This is a genomic window from Caulobacter sp. AVps18 (assembly GCF_058681425.1).
In genome coordinates this window covers 2,795,430-2,814,229 of the sequence record NZ_CM178737.1, presented here as the reverse complement: position 1 = coordinate 2,814,229, position 18,800 = coordinate 2,795,430, and the positions used below count along the sequence as shown (strand labels likewise).

The window sequence follows — 18,800 nt, the reverse complement described above, 5'->3', positions numbered from 1 at the left end:
GGTTTCCTAGTGGGCTGCGCCCGCGTCTCGAACCATTTCAAAGACCAACTCGAACCCCCGAAAGAGTTCGTACGCAGCGTCCGCAAAACAAATTGCCCCAACGGTCGCCCGCCGGGGTGATGTCCAGATATTGCACCAGAAGGCGCTATGTCCGGGCGTCTCGCGAACCGCGTTTGAGCCCAAGAGCTCACAGCCGGTCCAACAGAGGCGCGCTTGTACGTTCCGAATCCGGTTTCGTCAAGCGCTCCGCCTCCCGTTTCTCGTCGTTTTGCAACGCGACTCGGTCAGCCAAGTCTGGATAGGCACCCAGCCCCTTCGGCGCAAGCCTTTATCCGTCACGCGGCTTTCACAGAACGCAGTGTTGCGGGCAAGAACGTGCGCCGGTACGCGGTTGGGCGTCCGGATCGAACTTTCAAGTGTCATATTTGCGCATCAACACACCCTCAAGAGCTGCGACAGCCCTTGTGAGCCCGCCCAAAGCTCCATAGATGCCGCCCCTCCCCGACGGACTGGTGGCCCCTCCCCCAACGACCGCCAGCGCCGGGGCTTTTCAGTAAGGGGATTACTCCACCATGAAGACCAAGCTTCTCGCCGCCGCCGCCATCCTGGCTGTGACCATTTCGGCTCCCGCCTTCGCCCAGCAAGTGGGTTCGGTCGGCGCCGCGGTGAACTATTCCGATCTCGACACCAACCTCGGCGGTGCCAACGGCTCGTCGGTGAAGGTCGACGGTTCGGTCGCCATCCCGACCGCTTCGGCCTGGACCGTCACACTGAACGGTGACGTCTCGGTTTCGGATAACGATCTCAGCGACGAAACCGTAGCCTCGGCGGCTGCCCACCTGACCACCAAGGTCGGCGACAACTGGCGCGTCGGTGGCTTCACCGCCCTGTCACGACCCAGCAATGACACCCTTTGGGCCGTCGGTGCCGAAGCCCACAAGTATCTCGACAAGGTCACCCTGTCGGGCCTGGTCGCGTATGGCCAGTCGAACGACCTGGACGCCGACCTCTATGCCGTTCGTGGCGAAGCCCGCTACTTCGTCAGCGACGACTTCCGTCTCGACGGCGGTCTGGGCTACTCGAAGATCGACACCGTGATCGTAACCGAGGCGTGGGACGCCAGCCTGGGCGGCGAGTACAAGTTCGCCAACAGCGGCTGGTCGACCTTCGGCAAGTACACCCACACCGAAAGTGAAGACCTGGCCGACCTGAAGGCCGACGCGGTCAAGATCGGCGTGCGCTACACCTTCGGCGGCAGCCTGAAGTCCCGCGACGCTGCCGGCGCCGACCTGATCGACGCGGCTACGCTGTTCGGCTTCGGCGTCCGCTAAGCGCGGTCTCGACGGCCTGAAAAGCAGAAGGCCCCGGGACATATGTCCCGGGGCCTTTTTCACTCTCTATATATGGCGGGTCGGCGAACGCCGGATCACTGCCCGATATAGACGTCGCCCGAACCGGCCACGTGCTTGCTGATTGCGCCCGTCGCCTTGGCCACGCGGACATCACCGGAGCCCGCGACCGAGACCTCGACATCGCCGACTTCGCCGTCATGCGTGACGTCGCCCGAGCCCATGATGTTGACTTCCAGCGACCGCGCCTGGCCGCCGGCGATCTTCACGTCACCCGAACCGGCGATGGAAATCTCGACCTTTCCGCCCACGCTGGCGGCGCTGGCATCGCCTGAACCGGCGATGGAAACCTCGAAGTCACCGGCAACGCTATTTGTCCGGACGCTGCCCGAGCCCGCGATGCTGATCTCGGCCTGACCGGCCGTTCCGGTATTGGTGTCGCCCGAACCGGCCTGGGAGATCTCGAGCTTTCCCTTTACATTGGCGATGGTCCAGTCGCCGCAGCCGGCATTGGCCAGCTCCAGCCTGTCGCTGCGACCAACGCTGCCGAACACCGCGCCGGCGCCGGCGATCTCGACATTCATGGGCGTACGAATGGCGATCTGTGGGATATCCTCCCACTTCACCTCGCCGACGCCACGCACCTTGATGGTGGTCTTGCCCATGTGGGAATTGCAGCCGTTAATCTTGTTCATCCGCAGGTCGCCGTCGACGATGGTCTCGGTTCCGACCTGACGAACGGTCAGCGGCAGGCTCTTGTTGGTGGTGATGAACTCGACCTTGATGTCGCTGCGGGCTTCGGGGATGACCACGACGCGGGCCACCGCGTCCTTGATCTTGACCGAGGGTGCCGCCGCAGCCGCGCCGGTAAAGCCCAAGGCAGCCGCGCCGGCGGCCAGAACAAGAAGTGCACGCATCGAATTTTCCCCAGTCGGATCGCGTTGATGACGGGAAGCTAACGGCAGCGACCGCTTGAGACGACTTAATTCGAGGTCATGAGCGCAATGTCATAATTCGGCCTCAAGGCCGTCTTCGCGCCTTAGTCGGCAAGGATCGACAGGCTGAGGCCCAAACCAACACCCAGACCAAGCCCTGCGCCAAGGCGCGGATGGCGTCGCCCCATGGCCGTGACGAAGGCCGAGGCCCCGCGAACCTGCCCCATCAGTCCCGGCTCACAGGCGACGATCCGGTCGAACCGGCGCGACAGCCGATTCAGGCCCGGCATCCGGTCCAGCATGGCAACCTGGTCGGGTCGCGCATGGATCAGACCCTCGAAAACCGGCTCGGCCGGATCGGCGAAGTCGCGCTTGTAAGCTTCTTCGCTGGGACCAAAATCAACACGCCTGATCCCCTGCTCGGCCGCCACGCGGAGTGTGTCCAGGGTCATGAGGCTGCCCGGCGAATAGCGGGCATAGCCGGTGTCGTAGATGGGGAACCACAGATGGTGGCGATCCCCGCTGGTCAGGCCCAGTTCAGCGGCCACCACGACATCGCCTGCCGTAAGGGTCGCCAGCTTGAGGCCGAAATCGGGGTCCGTCGACTCTGCCAATCGGTGCAAAAGTGCAACCGTCCAGCCGCAGACGAAGATGTCGTACTGGTGGGTACGGTGCAGTTGCCGGCGCTTTCCGGCGATGATCCGGTCCAGCATCTCCGGGCTTGGTCGCTCGAAGCTGAACCCGACGGGCCCATGGTCGCGTTCCAGCGCCCGCCGCCGACGGCGCTTGTCCTTCAGAAAGCCCGCATTTCGACCTGCCGCATAGGTCTCGAATCCCGCCGAAAGATCCGAGGCCATGGCGTGGCGGAGCGAGAGTCCAACGCCATCGCCCGGGCCCTGCCCAATCATGCCCCGAACCCGGGCGCGTTCGGCGCCGAGCTGGCGAAGAATGGTGCCGAGGTCCAGATCAGCGCCGACCTGCGCCACGACGCCGTGGAAATCACTCATCGGGGCGCCGAGGGGCTGCAGCAGCCCGCCACGACGCTGATAGGGCAGAAATCCGATGATCTCGTCGTCGCGGCGCAGGATCGCGATACGCGCACCGGGCGCGACCGCCCCGGCGACGTCGATGTAACGAAGATCGAAATAGGGACTGCCAAGGGCAGGATTGGCGCGACGCAGGCTGGCCCAGCGAGCGCGTTCAGGCGCACCCAGTTCAGAGACCTTGATCGTCTCGATGTCGCCGCTGTCGCTCAAACTCGCCCCCCGAGCATTTTCGGGAGACTACGCGCACTCTTCCTAACAAGCGCTTTCGCTAAGCGCCGCCACGCCCGGCACGTGAACCGCCAGCCTGACGGGAACCGACTTGTAGGCCGGCGTTCCGCTGCGGGTGTCGCGATCCTCCAGGTCGATCAGGATGTTGGTTTCGGGATAGTAGGCCGCCAGACAGCCCCTGGGGATATCACGCGCCACCAGAGTGAAGCCGCGCACGACCCGCTGGCCGCCCGCGTCAAACGCCGCCGCCAGGTCGACACGCTCACCTGAGGCCAGTCCGCGCGCCGCAATATCCTCGGCATTGGCGAACACCACGTCGCGGCGCCCGAACACACCCCGATAGCGGTCGTTCTGGCCGTAGATCGTGGTGTTGTACTGGTCATGGCTGCGCAGGGTGGTCAGCAGCAGAACGGCAGGGTCGCCGCGACGCGGATCGCCGCCCCGGGGATCGTGCGCCATGAAGTTCGCCTTGCCCGACGCTGTGGTCCAGATCCGATCCGACGGCGGCACCGGCAGGCGGAAACCGCCGGGGACGCGAATGCGCTCATTATAGTTGTCGAAGGCCCCGGGAAACACGCGGGCGATCAGGTCACGGATGCGGTCATAGTCGGCGACCAGCCCCGACCAGTCGACAGTGTCATCCTGGCCCAGCACGGCTTGAGCGATCCCGGCGACGATGGCGGGCTCAGACTTCAGCTGCTCCGAAGCGGGCGGGTTCAGCCCCCGGGAGGCATGGACCATCGACATCGAGTCCTCGACCGTCACCGCCTGACGGCCGCTGGCCTGGATGTCGATCTCGGTGCGGCCCAGGCACGGCAGTAGCAGGCTCTCCCTGCCGACCAGCAGATGGGTGCGGTTGGGCTTGGTGGCGATGTGGACCGCAAAGTCCAGCCGGCGCATGGCCGCAAAGGTGCGGATCGGATCAGGCGCCGCCACCGCGAAATTGCCGCCCAGCCCCAGGAACACCTTGGCGGTCCCCTGCTCCATCGCCGCAATGGCTTCGACCACCGTATGGCCGTGATGGCGCGGCGGCTCGAAGCCGAACACGTCGCGCAGGGAGTCCAGCAGGGCTACCGCCGGCTTTTCGGCCACGCCGACCGTTCGCGCGCCCTGGACGTTGGAGTGGCCGCGCAGCGGACAGATCCCCGCCCCCGGCCGGCCGATATTGCCCTTCAGCAGCAGCAGATTGACCAGCTGCTGCACCGTGCCCGACGAGTCCCGATGCTGGGTCAGGCCCATGCCGTAACAGAGGATGGTCGCCTTTGACCGCGCATAGACAGCGGCGGCTTCCTCGATCTGGGCGCGGGTCAGGCCAGAGCCGGCAACGATCTCTTCCCAGGTCAGGGCGTCCAGCGCCTCGACCAGCGCCTCAAAGCCGGCGGTGTGCTCCGAGATAAAGTCGCGATCCACGGCCTGCAGGGCCAGGACGGCCTTCATCATGCCCTGCACCAACAGGGCGTCGCCGCCGATGGTCACCTGATAATAGGCCGAGGCGATGGGGGTTGAGGACAGGGTCGCCATCTCGACCGGATCCTGCGGCGAGGCGAACTTTTCCAGGGACCGTTCACGAAGCGGATTGAAGGCCAGGATCGTCGCGCCGCGCTTGGACGCCTCGCGCAGGGTCCCCATCATCCGGGGATGGTTGGTGCCCGGGTTGTGGCCAAAGCACAGGATCAAGTCGGCGTGGTCGAAATCCTCCAGCGTCACCGAGCCCTTGCCCATGCCGATCGAGTCCGGCAGGCCGACACTGGTCGGCTCGTGGCACATGTTAGAGCAGTCCGGGAAGTTGTTGGTCCCGAACCGGCGGCCCAGCAGCTGATACAGGAACGCCGCCTCGTTGGAGGCCCGGCCCGAGGCGTAGAACTCGGCCTGGTCCGGATGGTCCAGCGCCCGCAGCGCCGCCCCGGTTCGCGCAAAGGCCTCGTCCCAGCCGATCGGCCGATAGCGGTCACTGGCCGTGTCATAAGCCATGGGCTCGGTCAGCCGGCCCAGGTCCTCGATCTGGTGATCGCTCCAGGTCAGCAGCTCGCTCACCGTATGGCGTTCGAACACCTCGGGCGCGGCGCGCTTGCTGGTCGCCTCCCAGGCCACGGCCTTGGCCCCGTTCTCGCAGAACTCGAACGAGGAGGTGTGTTTGGGGTCGGGCCAGGCGCAGCCCGGGCAGTCAAAACCTTCAGGCTGGTTGGCCGACAGCAGCGTGCGCCCGCCCTCAATCACCGTCTCCTGATCCGTCAGCGCTCCGGCGACGGCCTTGAGCGCGCCCCAGCCGCCGGCCGGGCCGTCGTAGCGGCGGACACCCGGGATCTTGCTGGGGGGGATCTTTGCGTCCGACATCAGGCGGTCTCCATCGCGGCCTCGACCAGTCGGTCGGCGCGGGTGAACACGGTATGGCCGTCGGCCCGGGCCAGGGCCACCAGGGTCAGGCCCGCCTCCTCGGCCTTGCGGATGGCCAGATCGGTGGGGGCCGAGACCGCCACCAGGATCGGGCAACCGATGCGGACGGTCTTTTCGATCATCTCGAACGAGCAACGGCTGGTCACCAGAACAAAGCCGCTGTCGGCGTCCAGACCGCTGGAGGCCATCGCTCCGGCCAGCTTGTCCAGGGCGTTGTGGCGGCCGACATCCTCGCGCGACAGCAGGATGCGGCCCTCAATATCGGCGAAGGCGGCGGCGTGGGTCGCCCGGGTCAGGCGGCCCAGGGCCTGGGTCTCGCTCAGAGCGGCCAGCGCCCGCTGGATCGCCTGATGGGTCAGCGCCCGGCCCTCGCCAACGCGTGGCAGCGGTCGCACGGCATCGGCCAGGCGCTGGACGCCGCACAGGCCGCAGCTGGATCGCCCCTCCAGGGTTCGTGGCCGGGCCTTGCGCGGCGCGGCCTGCGGCGCAAGCCGCACGTCGGCCAACAGGCCCGGCTCTGCCTGCGTGACCTTGATCGCCAGGATATCGCCCGCCCCGGCGATGGCCTCGGTCAGGGTAAAGCCCCGGGCCAGATCCTCGATATCAGCCGGCGTCGCCATCAGGACGGTATGGGGCCGGCCGTTGAACGACAGCCCCACGGCGACCTCGTCAGGCACGGCGCGTTCAATGGGCTGGATCTCGGTGCCGGCGCGCCACTGGGCGGCGGCGCGGTGGGTGACGGAAGCGTTCGGCATGACCCTGAGCCTAACGCGCCGGGCGCCGTTCCGTCACGACAAATGCTTGGCGCGAGACCGCCAACGGCGCCCTGGCGCAGGTCGCGGGCTGCAAGTTGAAGGGAAAGCCGCAACGCACAGGTTCGCATCTTCGCCGGTTTGAGCGGCGAGTGTGGGGAGGCGGCGGAGCGTCCGGGCCAGGCCCGGAGGAGGGTTGTAGTGGAGTACCGTTTCGGCCTGAGCCGGAGCGCTCCGCGCGATCGTTGTCCGATGAGCCCTCGGGGCGCGGGGTTTTAACCCGCTTCCGATGAGAGGCCCCAGGCGGGCGGAAGGGAAGCGACCCTTCCGGTCCGTCCAGGCGATTTCAGCCCGGACCTGATGCGTTTCCGGCAAATCCGTCGCTCGGGGACTGATCCCTTCCCCGGCACAAGGCGCTCGCCTTCCCTGGAGGGACAGGCCTCACCTCGCAACCAGGCCCCGGGGCCCTTCGCGACGGCCGCCGGGACGCTACCCGCTCGACCGCCCCCACCGCACGTCAGGTCGCCAGCTGAACGCCCTCCCCCGCGATGGGGCGAGAGTGATTATGCGGGCAGTTTGGGGGGTGATGCGTCGATTTTGCATCGTGACGCTGGGTGGTGGGGTTAGGGCGTTGAATTTGCTGGGGTCGGCGCGGGGTTATCCCCGTGCGGGCACGGGGATAGAGGCGTTTGCGCTCTTCTCTTTGATAGAAGGGCGGAGTTAGCTGGGGCGGCGAACGCCGAGCGTGCCCTCGATCCATGCGACGATCAGGTTCATCGCCTGAGGATCGCTCATCATGCCGCCCAAGGTGCTCGGCTCCTCCTGATTGTCGGTGTGGGGTCGTTGTAGAAAGTGATTCAACCCTTCCAGCACGACGACACGAGCCTCTGGATTTTGCTTGAGCGCCTCGCGTGCGACCGGAGCATTCTGATCCGAAGACACCATGATGTCCTTCGTGCCGTAGATGAGCAGCGCCGGGCCTCGGAGACGGCGTAAAGTCTCGGCCGGGCGATAGGGCAAGACGTCTCGCACGGAAACGTCGGTGAAGCCGGCCACCATGGCCTCAGCGGCGTCTGGGGGAATGCGACCGGCCTTCACGCCAGCCGCGATAGCCTCGGAAATCCGCGCGCGAACGATCGCGGTATCGGAACTGGTCTGGACGATCTCCACGAGGCTATCCACGAACCGGCGCTGATCTTCATAAGAGCCGCCTTGAGGCCATTGCATCACCAATTGGCGAGCGACCTGATCACTGACGATCTGGGTTGCTGATACGGCTGGCGCAACCTGCATCACCACCCCGCGCAGTCGCTTGTCGCGGACCGCCAGCGCCGGCGCGATCACGCCGCCCTGGCTAGAGCCCAGTACGAGGATGCGAGATGCGTCGATATCCCGGCGCGCGCGCAACAAGGTCACGGCCGCCTCCGCGTCGGCGGAAAGCCGCTCTATCGTCTCGCTTCGCTCTCCGCTCGATTGGCCACAGCCACGCTTGTCATACTCCAGGGTCGCGATCCCAGCGGCCAGTAGACTCTCGTTGAGGCGCGAGAAGCCGCCGCGCACTTGCGGCCCCGACCCTCCCAGCATCAGGACCACCGGGAACGGCGCCTTGCCCAGCGGTGTCCGCAAGGTTCCCGCCAGCCGCGCGCCGTCCGACGCTGTGATGACCACTTCCCGCGTAAGGCTGGCAGGTTTGTAGTTTCGAGCGATGGCGTCCAATTCGACGTGGCTTGGCGTTCCGCGGAGGATCACGGCCGGTCCTAACGTAACCGGCCCACCCGCGCGGCCTAGGTGCAGGGTAAGCGCATCCTTGGTGGACGCCGCGTCGGTCTTGGCCACGCCCGAGATCGTGATCCGCCGCCATTCCCCGGCCCCGACGATCTCGCTTTGGGCGAAGGTCGGATAAGGCGGCGCATTGGCCAGGAGCAGGGCAGAGACCTTGGCCGTCGACGGAGCCTTCAGCCAAACCACGGCCGTGTAGACCTCCCCTGCCTTGACCGCGCTCTTGAACTCGGCGACCGCGCCACTGCTCCAGGGATCCTTGGTTTCGATCGGCGTCATGTCGGCGGCTACGCCGCCTGGCACACCCGCGTCGTGAAGAAGACGGGTTCGAGCGCCGAACACCGTCCAGCCATCGGCATGCGTGACGCTTACCACCTCAGCCGCACGCGCCAAGGGTGCGCCGATCATCAGAAACAGAACCAGAATGAGAAGCCGCAACGTCCACTCCATCAAGACTGCTTGCGGCAATACAGCCACAGGCTGCTCGATCAAGACAGCGCCTTTTCCTGGCCCAGCCGCGCGGCCGACCCCTGCGGCTTGGCAGAGCCCCCCAAAGCAAAAGGCCCCGGCGTTTCCGCCGGGGCCTTCGCAATCAGATCAGCTTGTCGCTGAAGATCGGTCGACTACTCGACGATTTTCGCGACGACGCCAGCGCCGACCGTACGGCCGCCTTCGCGAATGGCGAAGCGCAGACCCTGGTCCATGGCGATCGGGGTGATCAGCTCGACGTCCAGCTCGGCGTTGTCGCCCGGCATGATCATTTCCACGCCTTCGCGCAGCTTGATGATCCCGGTCACGTCGGTGGTGCGGAAGTAGAACTGCGGGCGATAGTTGGTGAAGAACGGGGTGTGACGGCCGCCTTCTTCCTTGGTCAGGATATAGGCCTCGGCCACGAACTTGGTGTGCGGGGTGATCGAGCCGGGCTTGCAGAGAACCTGACCGCGCTCGACGTCTTCGCGCTTGGTGCCGCGCAGCAGAACGCCGACGTTGTCACCGGCTTGACCCTGGTCGAGCAGCTTGCGGAACATTTCGACGCCCGTGCAGGTCGTCTTCTGAACCGGACGGATGCCGACGATTTCGACTTCTTCGCCGACCTTGACGATGCCCTTTTCGATACGGCCCGTGACCACGGTGCCGCGGCCCGAGATCGAGAACACGTCTTCGACCGGCATCAGGAAGGGCAGGTCCAGCGGACGCGCCGGCTGCGGGATGTAGTCGTCAACCGTCTGCATCAGCGCCAGGATCGACTCTTCGCCGATCTTGGGGTTGCCACCGTCGATGGCGACCTTGGCCGAGCCCTTGGTGATCGGAATGTCGTCGCCGGGGAAGTCATACGACGAAAGCAGCTCGCGCACTTCCATCTCGACCAGCTCGAGCAGCTCTTCGTCGTCGACCAGGTCGACCTTGTTCATGTAGACGACCAGGGCGGGCACGCCGACCTGACGGGCCAGCAGGATGTGCTCGCGGGTCTGGGGCATCGGGCCGTCAGCGGCCGAAACCACCAGGATAGCGCCGTCCATCTGCGCGGCGCCGGTGATCATGTTCTTCACATAGTCGGCGTGGCCGGGGCAGTCGACGTGGGCATAGTGACGGTTGGCCGTCTCATATTCCACGTGGGCGGTGTTGATCGTGATGCCGCGGGCCTTTTCTTCCGGCGCAGCGTCGATGTCGGCGTAGTTCATCGCCTTGCCGCCGCCGACCTTGGCCAGCGTGATGGTGATCGCAGCCGTCAGCGTCGTCTTGCCATGGTCAACGTGACCGATGGTGCCGATGTTGCAGTGCGGCTTGTTACGTTCGAACTTTTCCTTGGCCATCGTCTCTACCTTCGCGCCGGCGGCTATGATTGTGGGTCGTCATATATAGGGAGCTGGAGCGGGTACCGGGACTCGAACCCGGATCCTCAGCTTGGAAGGCTGCTGCACTACCTTTGTGCTATACCCGCCCAATACACCCCATCGGGCTTGCGGGGTCGCGTCGGCTCCCGGTCTCTGGCTTTGGAACCTGTCTCGACCGCCTCGAGGGAGCTCTCACGCGCGTGGTGGGGGAAGCAGGACTCGAACCTGCGAAGGCGTACGCCAGGGGATTTACAGTCCCCCCCCTTTGCCACTCGGGACATTCCCCCAGCGCGCGTAGAGAGACCTCAATGCGACCTTTCCTTTTTCACGACCCTCGGCGAACCGCCTGTCGTGAAAAAGGAACAAAAGCTTCCTTGAGCCGGGGTGGACGGTGCTAAAGCAGCGCCGTCCTGGCTCGCGGAAACCCTCAGGGCCCCAAATCGGAGCGCGTCTTATAGTGTCCTCTCATTCCGAACGCAACGACCGCCGGAAGCCTTCTGAGCCTGGACGCGATATTCGTTCCAAGCCACGGAAACCACACGGCTTTTCCAAGGGCGCAAACGACGAAAAAGACTGGATCTGGGGTTTTCACGCTGTTGAAGCGGCTCTGGCGAACCCCGCGAGACCCGCTCCGAAGCGTCTTCTGGTCACTGCAGAACGCGCCAAACGACTCGCGCCGAATCTGGCGAAGCTGCCGTGCCTGCAGGTGCTGGAGAACAACGAGATCGCCCGGCACCTGCCGTCCGGTGCCGTTCACCAGGGCCTGGCGCTGAAGATCGACCCGCCCGAATCCCTGTCGATCGCCGAGCTGGGGACCCCGGCCAAGGGGGTGCTGGTCATGCTGGACCAGATCACCGACCCGCAGAATGTCGGTGCCATCTTCCGCTCGGCCGCCGCCTTCGGCGTGCGCGGCGTGATTCTGCAGGATCGCCACGCGCCGGCCCTGTCGGGCGTGCTGGCCAAGACCGCCGTCGGCGCCGTCGACAAGATTCCCTATGCCCACGTGGTCAATCTTTCGCGGGCGCTGGAGGAACTGGCCGACATGGGCTGGCGCGCCATCGGCCTGGCGGGAGAAGCAGAACAGACCCTGGATGTCGTGCTCGACGGGGGCCCGACGGTGCTGGTGCTGGGATCCGAAGGCGAAGGTGTCCGCCGGCTGGTCGCCGAGCACTGCGACGCCATGGGAAAAATTGCCATGCCTGGGGGCTTTGAAAGCCTCAATGTGTCCGCTGCGGCGGCGATTGCGCTCTATGAAGCGTCAAGACTTCGCGTGAAGGATGAAATCAGTTCGTAAAACGAGGTTAACCGTTTTGATTTCGTCACAGCCTCATGGTCTTGTCATGGGCAGTTATCCGCAGGCATCGTCTGGCGGAGGAATCTGACATGGGATCGGGGGACCCGATGTTTGGACGTAACATGCGGCTGGCGGCTCTGGGCGCGACGGCAACAGGCGTTTTGTTGTTGGGGGGATGTGGCGGCGGCGACAAGGTCGCGTCTGCTCCGCCCGCCACGGTAGATGTCGCGGACGCGGGCGCGCAGAGCCCGCCTGAGCTTCTGGGTGCCCCAGCGGCGCCCGACGCCAGCACAGCCCCTGACGGCCTGCTCGGGGCGGCTACGACGCCGACCGCGCCGGTCACCAGCGCCGAGATTCCGGCCGCAGCGCCTGTCGCAGCAGTTCCCCCGCCCGTCGTGACGCAGTCTGGTACCCTCAAGACCTGGCGTCGGCCTGACGGCACTCTGGTTACGGCCATGCGCCCGATCGCCAATCCCAGGGCCCCTCGCCCGGTCCGCCACGCGGCCGCGAAACCGAATGTCGCGCCGGCAAAGCCGCAGCTTGCTGCGGTCTCGGCCAAGCCCGCGCCCAAGCTTGTCGTCGCCGCCCCCGCGCCCAAGACTGTTGCTGCCGCTCCGGTTCTGAAACCTGTTGCGCCGCCCAAGGCGCCGGCAGCGCTGGCCAAGGCACCGACCCCGGCGATCCCCGCCGCGACGCCCGCCGCCAAGCCGTTGACGAAGCTGGAAGCCCTGCAGGCCGCCGTCGCGCCGACGGCGACCAAGGACGCCGTCCTGTCGGCCGGCGACAGCCTGGCGACCGGCCAGCCCGGCCAGGTCACCCTGTCGCTGCCTGCCACCCTGGGCGACATGGTCAAGACCCAGGCCGCCAAGCTGGGCCTTGGCAAGGCCGCCAAGACGACAAGCGCCTACGCCACACTGAATGGCGAAGGCTATGAAGTGACGCCCAACGGCCGCCAGACCGCCGTCGTCAAGCCGGGCGAGGCCACCACCTTCGCCTGGCAGGTCAAGCCTGGCGCCGACGCCAAGGGTCAACTCCAGACCCAGTTCGGACTGGAGCTGAGCGGCGCAAAGCCAGCCCAGTCCTTCTCGCTGGGCGAGATCACCAAGCGCGTCACGCCCCTTCCCGAAAAGGCCAAGGCCGCAGCGGGTGGGCTGATGTCCAAGCTGAACCTTCCGGGCCTGAACGGCGAGGTCAGCCTGCCGGGGATTGGCAAGGCACCGCTCAAGTCCGTGATCGGCGGCGCCCTGGTGTTGCTGGCCGTCGTCATCCTGGCGATCCTGTCGCGCAACGCCGCTGTAAGCCGGGCCCGCGCCGAGCAGCGTCGCAAGTTCCGCACCCTGACCGACTATGGCCGTAACGATCTTGAGCAGGACGACGCCCCGCCGAGCGCCGGCAATGTAGGCTTTGTCAGCCCGATGGTCGCGGCGGCCGCCGGAGCCACGGCGGCGACAGCGTTTGCGTCGACTCAACAGGACGACGCCCCGTTCACCCTCAACCCCGCCGACGTTGGACAGACCAGTGTTGCGGAAACGGCCGATCCCATGATGGTCGAGCCCGCGCCTTTGCCGGTCGCATCGATCGTCGAGGTCAGTCCCGAAGTCGAGGCCCCTGCCGAACCGGTCGTGGCTGCCGAACCCGTCGCCTATGTGAACCCGATGATCGCCGCTACGGCCCCGCCGGCGCTGGAAACCTCGACCGAGATCCCGGCCGTGGCCGAGGTTACCGAGGCCGTCCACGTCGAGAGCGCCGAGCCCGAACCCGCAGCGGAGCGCACGCTGGAGCCCGCCCACTAAAGCCATCAGGCCTCGCATAGGACCCTTCGGAGCAGCCAAAGAGGCTCTGAATCAGACGTTTGGAGCGTGATGGTCGCCGAATGCTCTCAAATCTTCAGCCGTCACGCTCTAAGGTCACGGCTTGCAACGTTGCCCGCGCTGCCGCATTGAGACGCCATGTTTGATACATTGATTGCCCAGGCGGGCGGGCTCGACGGCCCGGTCATGGCCTTTCTGCAAGTCCTGATGATCGATCTGGTGCTGGCCGGCGACAACGCCGTGGCCGTGGGCCTGGCGGCCGGCGGCCTGCCGGTCAAGGAACGCCGCAAGGTGATCCTCTACGGTCTGGGCGCGGCGGTCGTGCTGCGGATCGGCTTTGCGCTGATCACCACCTGGCTTCTGGGCGTGATCGGTCTGCTTCTCGCCGGCGGCGTTCTGCTGCTTTGGGTCTGCTGGAAGATGTGGCGCGAGATGCGCGAGCAGGTCACCCACGATGAGGCCGACGCCATGGCCTCGATCGACGGGGATCCTTCGACCGAGCCCCGCGCACGGCCGGTCAAGAGCTTCAAGCAGGCCTTCATCCAGGTTCTGATCGCCGACGTCTCGATGTCGCTGGACAATGTGCTGGCCGTGGCCGGCGCAGCGCGCGAGCACCCCGGCATCATGGTGTTTGGCCTGCTGCTGTCGATCGCGCTGATGGGCCTGGCCGCATCGGCCATCGCCAACCTGCTGCACAAGCACCGCTGGATCGGCTTCGTCGGCCTGGCCATCGTGCTGTATGTCGCCACACACATGATCTGGGAAGGCCACCGCAGCGTGGTCATGGATCTGGACAAGACCGACGCCTACAACGCCTCCGCACCGGCCTTCCTCGATATCGGCTCTGAAGAACTGGCCGACCACGAGAAACACCGAAAATAGCGGCTCAACGCCCCGGCAGAGGCGGCATGTCCAGCCGCCGGGCGTGCGCCATCTGGCCATAAAGCCGAAGGATCGCATGATCGAGCGGCCTGTCGCCGGCGATCTCGACCGCCTCGTGCAGAGCAATCAGCGACCGACGCAGAACGGCGTTTGAGGCATCCAGAGCCGCCAGGGTCAGCTCCCTGTCCTCGGCCGGAGCCGCGACCAAAGGCTCACCATAGGCGGGCGCGGCCTGCGCCAGGATCGCGCGGATGGCGGCATTCTCCCAGACCCGGGCGGCTACGCCGCGCTCGGCCTCCTGCGCCGCCAGCAGCGATAGCAGGGCCACCACCCCGACCTTACCGGCCATGAACTCGCCGGCGGATTCGGGCGGCGGCGCATCGGCCATGCAGAGAAAGTTGCCAACCAGGATATCAGGCAAGCTCGGGGTCATGACAGGCCCTCCAGGCGCATCAGTCGGTCAGCCAGGATCTGGTCGTGACGGCGGGCCGTGTACCAGCCCGAAATCGCCAGAACGGGATCCTTGAAGCCGCCATTTCGGTATTCACGCGCCGCCGAGGTCCAGATCGCCTGGCCCTTGACCGCCGAAAACAGTTCCCACCAGGCCAGGGCCTCAGGATTGATCTGCAAGCCACTGGCCTCTGACCAGAGGCGCAGGGCGTCAGAGCGCGGGATCATCCCTGCCACCCGGTCCTCGTCATAGTGCCCCCACAGCGGATCGATGGCCCAGGCCAGGTCCTCCAGCGGATCCCCCAGATGGGCCATCTCCCAGTCGAGGATCGCCAGGATGACGCCCTGGCCATCGTGCAGGAAATTGCCGGTGCGGTAGTCGCCGTGCACCACGCGCACGGCCACCGCAGGCGGCGGCGGCGCGCGTCGCAGACGGCGGATCGCCGCCCGCACAATGGGCTGGGGATGCTGCTCGTCGGTCTCGATGACGTTGGACCAATGGTCTAGCGCCACGCGCCAGCAATCCTCCGGCGCCGGCAATGGCGCGGTCGCGCCCAACGGCAGTTGCGACGGATCGGCCGCCGCGATGGCGCCCAGCGCTGTAAAGAAGGACTCTCCTATCGCCTGGGCGTGGGGTCCATAGGGCTGGACGGTGAAGGGCGAGGCCGCCGCACCGCCGTCGACCCGCTCCATGATGAAGAAGGGCCGCTCCAACTCCGCGCCCTGGGCCTCCAGCACGATCGGTTCGGGCACCGGTGCGCGGCCGTGGAAGGACTGGAAGGCGAGATATTCCAGACTGCGGTCGGTGTCGATCAGGCTGCCCGGCGGATCGCGGCGCAGGATCAGCGGCCGCAGGGTGCCGCCCACCGTCGCATCGAAGCGATAGGTCTCGCGACTGGCCCCACCGGGAATCCGCGAGAGGCCCGCGACCTGGGTCGGCGCGCCCCAATGACGGGTGAGATAGAGTTCAAGACGCTCGGACAGGGTCATGGTGCGACATCCAGCAGCGACGCAAAGCCCGACGGAGCGTGCGGCCCCAGGGCCAGCTGCTCGAACACCCCTCGCCCCACCCGGGTGCGTCCCGAGGCATCAACATAGGTCACACGGCTCAGCGCCTGGACATGCAGGTGGTACGGCAGGCGACGATCAAGGTCGGCCGTCACAAAGTCCTCGCGTTCAACCGCCAGCTCGCCGTGATTGAGCCCATGCCCCCATTTGGGATGGCCATAGCCCAGCCCCAGCATGAAGAACTCGCTCTGCGGTTCGATGCGTGCCGAAGCGCCGCCCCCCAGATCGAGTGTGGCGGCGGTCGCATTGCGCGTCCCCGAACGCCAGGCGACCTCGCAGGTCACGGGATGAAACTCCCCTTCCCCGTCCTCGCGCTGGCCATCGGCCAGCCACAGCGCACGACGGTTCCACGGGCGTCCCAGTTCGTCGTCATTGCTGTGAAAGAAGAGGCCGCCATCGTCGAAATTGCACGGTGACCAGAGCCAGAAGAACTGCGGCGCCATCGGCGGGGCCAAGTCCTGCGAATCGCGGGCACCGACCGGACGCACGCCCCAGGACCGGTCACGCGTGCCCACAAAGCCCTCGAGGTCGGAACGCACACCGTCCACCTCGATCCAGCCGCTATAGCGACCGTTTTGGGTCAGGCGGGTATAGTCCATGAAGGTGCGCGGGCCGTTGCGACGGATGAAGCGCGGCTCCTCCACCGGGAAAGCACGGCCCTCAAAAGCGATCTGGGCATGAATGCCGTGTTCCGGTGCGTTCACGGTCAGGGTCAGCCGGCGCAAGGGTTCGACGACCGCGATACCGATGGGCCCGACGGTCAAATCCATCCGCTCCATCTTCAGCCAGCGGCTGGCGTGCAGATTGACCTGTTTGCCATCCTTCATCACGCAAAAGGCAGCGTCGGCGATGTTCAGATGCGGATAGACACCAAACGCGGCGGCGAAGAAGAGATCGCTTCCATCACCATCCGGCGCATAGCCATTGAAGAAATAGCGGTCGTAGAAATTGCGATCCGTACCGGCATAGGCCACCGGCTCCGGCGTCTGGTGGATTGGGTAGTCGTCGCCCCAGGTGAGCGCCATGCCGTCCTCCCGCCTCTCCGCGCCGAGGCCCTCTGACGGGGTGGCTTTACGGACAGATGAACAACGTTAAGGTCGCGGCGACCGAATGCAACCGTGACGGAACGTCAAGCTAATGGCCTTTTGGACTCCCCGAACCTGGACCGGCCTGGCGGCGATGAGTGGCCTGTGCGCCGTGGCCGTGGGGGCCTTCGCTGCCCACGGCATCGATTCGCCAAAGGCCGCCGATTGGCTGCGTACGGGCTCGAGCTACCAGATGTACCACGCCCTGGCGGTTCTGGCGGCGCTGGGCCTGCGGCGGGCCGGGGTGCGCAGCATGGGCGCTGTCGCGGCGCTGTTCCTGCTGGGCACGGGGCTGTTCTCGGGATCGCTCTACGCGATGGCCTTTGGCGCACCGCGCATTCTGGGCGCCGTCACCCCGGTGGGCGGCGTGGCCTTCCTGCTGGGCTGGGCGATCATGGCGTGGAGAGCCTTTTCGCTTCGTCCCGCGCCGGCCGTTAAGGCCTGAGGCCGCACTGCCGCGCCTCAATGGGCGGCAATGACCCGTGACATGGCGGTGACGCGGGACGCCCTTTTATCCGGCTTGCGGCGACCCGATCCCGACGTCACGGTGATCGGCAATCATACAGGGCTGGAAAACGAGCAGGAGACACCATGAGCCGCCAGGACCAGCACCCCCTTGCCCCCCCGATGCCGCAGCCGTCGTTCGCCACGGTCAATGGCATTCGCATGGCCTATTACGAAGCCGGCCCCAGAACGGGCGTTCCGATCGTGCTCTGCCACGGCTTTCCCGAATTTTCCTACTCCTGGCGACATCAAGTAGCGGCCCTGGCGGCTGCGGGACGCTGGGTGATCGCCCCCGACCAGCGGGGCTATGGCCTGACCGAGCGCCCCGAGACGATCGAGGCCTACGACATGGAGCACCTGACCGGCGACCTTGTGGGCCTGCTGGACCATCTGGGCGTCGAAAAGGCAGTGTTCTGCGGCCATGACTGGGGCGGCATCATCGTCTGGGCCATGCCGCTGATGCACCCGAGCCGGGTCGCCGGCGTGATCGGTCTGAACACGCCCTTCACCCCTCGCCTGCCCCTGGATCCCATCGCGATGTATCGCCGGGCGTATGGCGACCAGATGTATATCGTCCATTTCCAGACGCCTGGCCTGGCCGACGCCCAGTTGGGTGCCGACGCCGAAAAGACCATCCGCTTCTTCATGCGCGCCCCGGGCGACAGCGTCGAAGCCTTCGAAGCGCGCCCGGCCGAACGCAAGAGCCTGGCGCTGCAGGAGGGTCTGGCCCGCTACGATCCCGCCACCGATCCCCTGCAGTTCCTGCGCCCAGAGGAACTGGCGGTCTTCGCCGAGACCTTTTCGCGCACAGGCTTTACGGGCGGCATCAACTGGTATCGCAACTTCACGCGTAACTGGCAGCGCTCGGCCGACCTGCCGCGCACCATTGACCACATCCCATGCCTGATGGTGATGGCCGAGCATGACGTCGTCCTGCCGCCCTCGCTATGTGACCGCATGCACGAACAGATCGCCGACCTGGAGAAGGTACTGATCAAGGGCAGCGGCCACTGGACCCAGCAGGAAAAGCCCGCCGAGGTGAACGCCCTGCTGATTGACTGGATGAACCGGCGCTTCCCGACTTGAACCGTCAGCGGCCGCTACGGCCCATCTGATCGGCCCGGCGGCGCATGGCCGCCGCCAGTTGCAGCAGGGCCAGGGCCGAGACCTCATCGCGCTCGGCGGCGCGCATTGTGTAAACCTGGGCCAGGGCGAACAGCGCCTCGGCGCGATCCACGCCGCCGTCGGCGAAGGTTTCGCCGATGGTCAGGTCCAGCTGGGCCAGCTGGCGCGGCGTCAGCATGGCCAGCAGTTCTTCGTCGGTGAGATCTTCAGGCGAGTCCATTTGCCAAACATAGCAAGTCGGCAGCCAGACGCATCCCCCTGAG

16 protein-coding genes, 2 tRNA genes and 1 pseudogene are annotated in these 18,800 nt (G+C 66.1%); 6 read left to right on the top strand and 13 right to left on the bottom strand.

Features of this window, described 5'->3' with window-relative positions; translation table 11 throughout:
- Positions 1–6 precede the first annotated feature (6 nt).
- Positions 7–191: pseudogene (locus tag ACW179_RS12795) on the bottom strand (hypothetical protein).
- A gap of 381 nt (positions 192–572) precedes the next feature.
- Between ACW179_RS12795 and ACW179_RS12790 the strand changes: the two are divergent.
- Positions 573–1,331, top strand: a complete 759-nt coding sequence (locus ACW179_RS12790) for a hypothetical protein (RefSeq protein ID WP_492059886.1) — start codon at positions 573–575, stop codon at positions 1,329–1,331.
- 95 nt (positions 1,332–1,426) lie between these two features.
- On the opposite strand, the gene ACW179_RS12785 is transcribed toward ACW179_RS12790, so the two are convergent.
- The 8 genes from ACW179_RS12785 to ACW179_RS12750 form a co-directional block, all read right to left on the bottom strand.
- The gene (locus tag ACW179_RS12785; RefSeq protein ID WP_492059885.1) at positions 1,427–2,266 is read right to left on the bottom strand and encodes a GIN domain-containing protein; all 840 of its coding nucleotides are present in this window, start codon (positions 2,264–2,266) and stop codon (positions 1,427–1,429) included.
- A gap of 122 nt (positions 2,267–2,388) precedes the next feature.
- Positions 2,389–3,540, bottom strand: coding sequence for a GNAT family N-acetyltransferase (locus ACW179_RS12780; RefSeq protein WP_492059884.1), 1,152 nt, complete (start codon positions 3,538–3,540; stop codon positions 2,389–2,391).
- Between the two features lie 42 nt (positions 3,541–3,582).
- The gene (locus ACW179_RS12775; protein WP_492059883.1) at positions 3,583–5,892 is read right to left on the bottom strand and encodes an FdhF/YdeP family oxidoreductase; all 2,310 of its coding nucleotides are present in this window, start codon (positions 5,890–5,892) and stop codon (positions 3,583–3,585) included.
- Positions 5,892–6,707 carry a formate dehydrogenase accessory sulfurtransferase FdhD gene (gene fdhD, locus ACW179_RS12770; protein WP_492059882.1) on the bottom strand — a complete coding sequence of 272 codons (816 nt, stop codon included), beginning with the start codon at positions 6,705–6,707 and terminating at the stop codon, positions 5,892–5,894. Before fdhD ends, ACW179_RS12775 begins: the two co-directional genes overlap by 1 nt.
- A gap of 717 nt (positions 6,708–7,424) precedes the next feature.
- Positions 7,425–8,975 carry an alpha/beta fold hydrolase gene (locus ACW179_RS12765; protein ID WP_492059881.1) on the bottom strand — a complete coding sequence of 517 codons (1,551 nt, stop codon included), beginning with the start codon at positions 8,973–8,975 and terminating at the stop codon, positions 7,425–7,427.
- Between the two features lie 131 nt (positions 8,976–9,106).
- A complete protein-coding gene (gene tuf / locus ACW179_RS12760; protein ID WP_492059880.1) occupies positions 9,107–10,297 on the bottom strand; it encodes an elongation factor Tu in 1,191 nt (396 codons plus the stop codon).
- A gap of 54 nt (positions 10,298–10,351) precedes the next feature.
- Positions 10,352–10,425: transfer RNA gene (locus ACW179_RS12755), tRNA-Gly, on the bottom strand.
- Between the two features lie 94 nt (positions 10,426–10,519).
- Positions 10,520–10,605, bottom strand: a tRNA-Tyr gene (locus tag ACW179_RS12750).
- A gap of 170 nt (positions 10,606–10,775) precedes the next feature.
- On the opposite strand from ACW179_RS12750, the gene rlmB reads away from it, so the two are divergent.
- From rlmB to ACW179_RS12735, 3 genes are all read left to right on the top strand, one after another.
- Positions 10,776–11,612: a 23S rRNA (guanosine(2251)-2'-O)-methyltransferase RlmB gene (gene rlmB, locus ACW179_RS12745; protein WP_492064309.1), complete on the top strand. Its 837-nt coding sequence runs from the start codon at positions 10,776–10,778 to the stop codon at positions 11,610–11,612.
- A gap of 89 nt (positions 11,613–11,701) precedes the next feature.
- Positions 11,702–13,405: a stalk-specific protein StpX gene (gene stpX / locus ACW179_RS12740; RefSeq protein WP_492059879.1), complete on the top strand. Its 1,704-nt coding sequence runs from the start codon at positions 11,702–11,704 to the stop codon at positions 13,403–13,405.
- 156 nt (positions 13,406–13,561) lie between these two features.
- The gene (locus ACW179_RS12735) at positions 13,562–14,305 is read left to right on the top strand and encodes a TerC family protein (protein WP_492059878.1); all 744 of its coding nucleotides are present in this window, start codon (positions 13,562–13,564) and stop codon (positions 14,303–14,305) included.
- A gap of 4 nt (positions 14,306–14,309) precedes the next feature.
- On the opposite strand, the gene ACW179_RS12730 is transcribed toward ACW179_RS12735, so the two are convergent.
- From ACW179_RS12730 to ACW179_RS12720, 3 genes are read right to left on the bottom strand one after another with little or no spacing between them, the layout of a single operon-like run.
- Entirely contained in the window at positions 14,310–14,738 is a 429-nt protein-coding gene (locus ACW179_RS12730; RefSeq protein WP_492059877.1) for a hypothetical protein, read from the bottom strand.
- Complete coding sequence (locus tag ACW179_RS12725) at positions 14,735–15,745, bottom strand: phosphotransferase family protein (RefSeq protein ID WP_492059876.1); 1,011 nt, start codon at positions 15,743–15,745, stop codon at positions 14,735–14,737. Before ACW179_RS12725 ends, ACW179_RS12730 begins: the two co-directional genes overlap by 4 nt.
- Positions 15,742–16,848, bottom strand: a complete 1,107-nt coding sequence (locus ACW179_RS12720; protein ID WP_492059875.1) for an Rv3169 family protein — start codon at positions 16,846–16,848, stop codon at positions 15,742–15,744. Before ACW179_RS12720 ends, ACW179_RS12725 begins: the two co-directional genes overlap by 4 nt.
- 112 nt (positions 16,849–16,960) lie before the next feature.
- Here ACW179_RS12720 and ACW179_RS12715 point away from each other — a divergent pair, with 112 nt between their 5' ends.
- Both ACW179_RS12715 and ACW179_RS12710 read left to right on the top strand, forming a co-directional pair.
- Entirely contained in the window at positions 16,961–17,353 is a 393-nt protein-coding gene (locus tag ACW179_RS12715) for a DUF423 domain-containing protein (protein WP_492059874.1), read from the top strand.
- Between the two features lie 182 nt (positions 17,354–17,535).
- Entirely contained in the window at positions 17,536–18,498 is a 963-nt protein-coding gene (locus tag ACW179_RS12710; protein WP_492064308.1) for an alpha/beta fold hydrolase, read from the top strand.
- A gap of 4 nt (positions 18,499–18,502) precedes the next feature.
- Here the strand turns inward: ACW179_RS12710 and ACW179_RS12705 are convergent, their stop codons facing one another.
- The gene (locus ACW179_RS12705) at positions 18,503–18,757 is read right to left on the bottom strand and encodes a low temperature requirement protein A (protein ID WP_492059873.1); all 255 of its coding nucleotides are present in this window, start codon (positions 18,755–18,757) and stop codon (positions 18,503–18,505) included.
- Positions 18,758–18,800 lie beyond the last annotated feature (43 nt).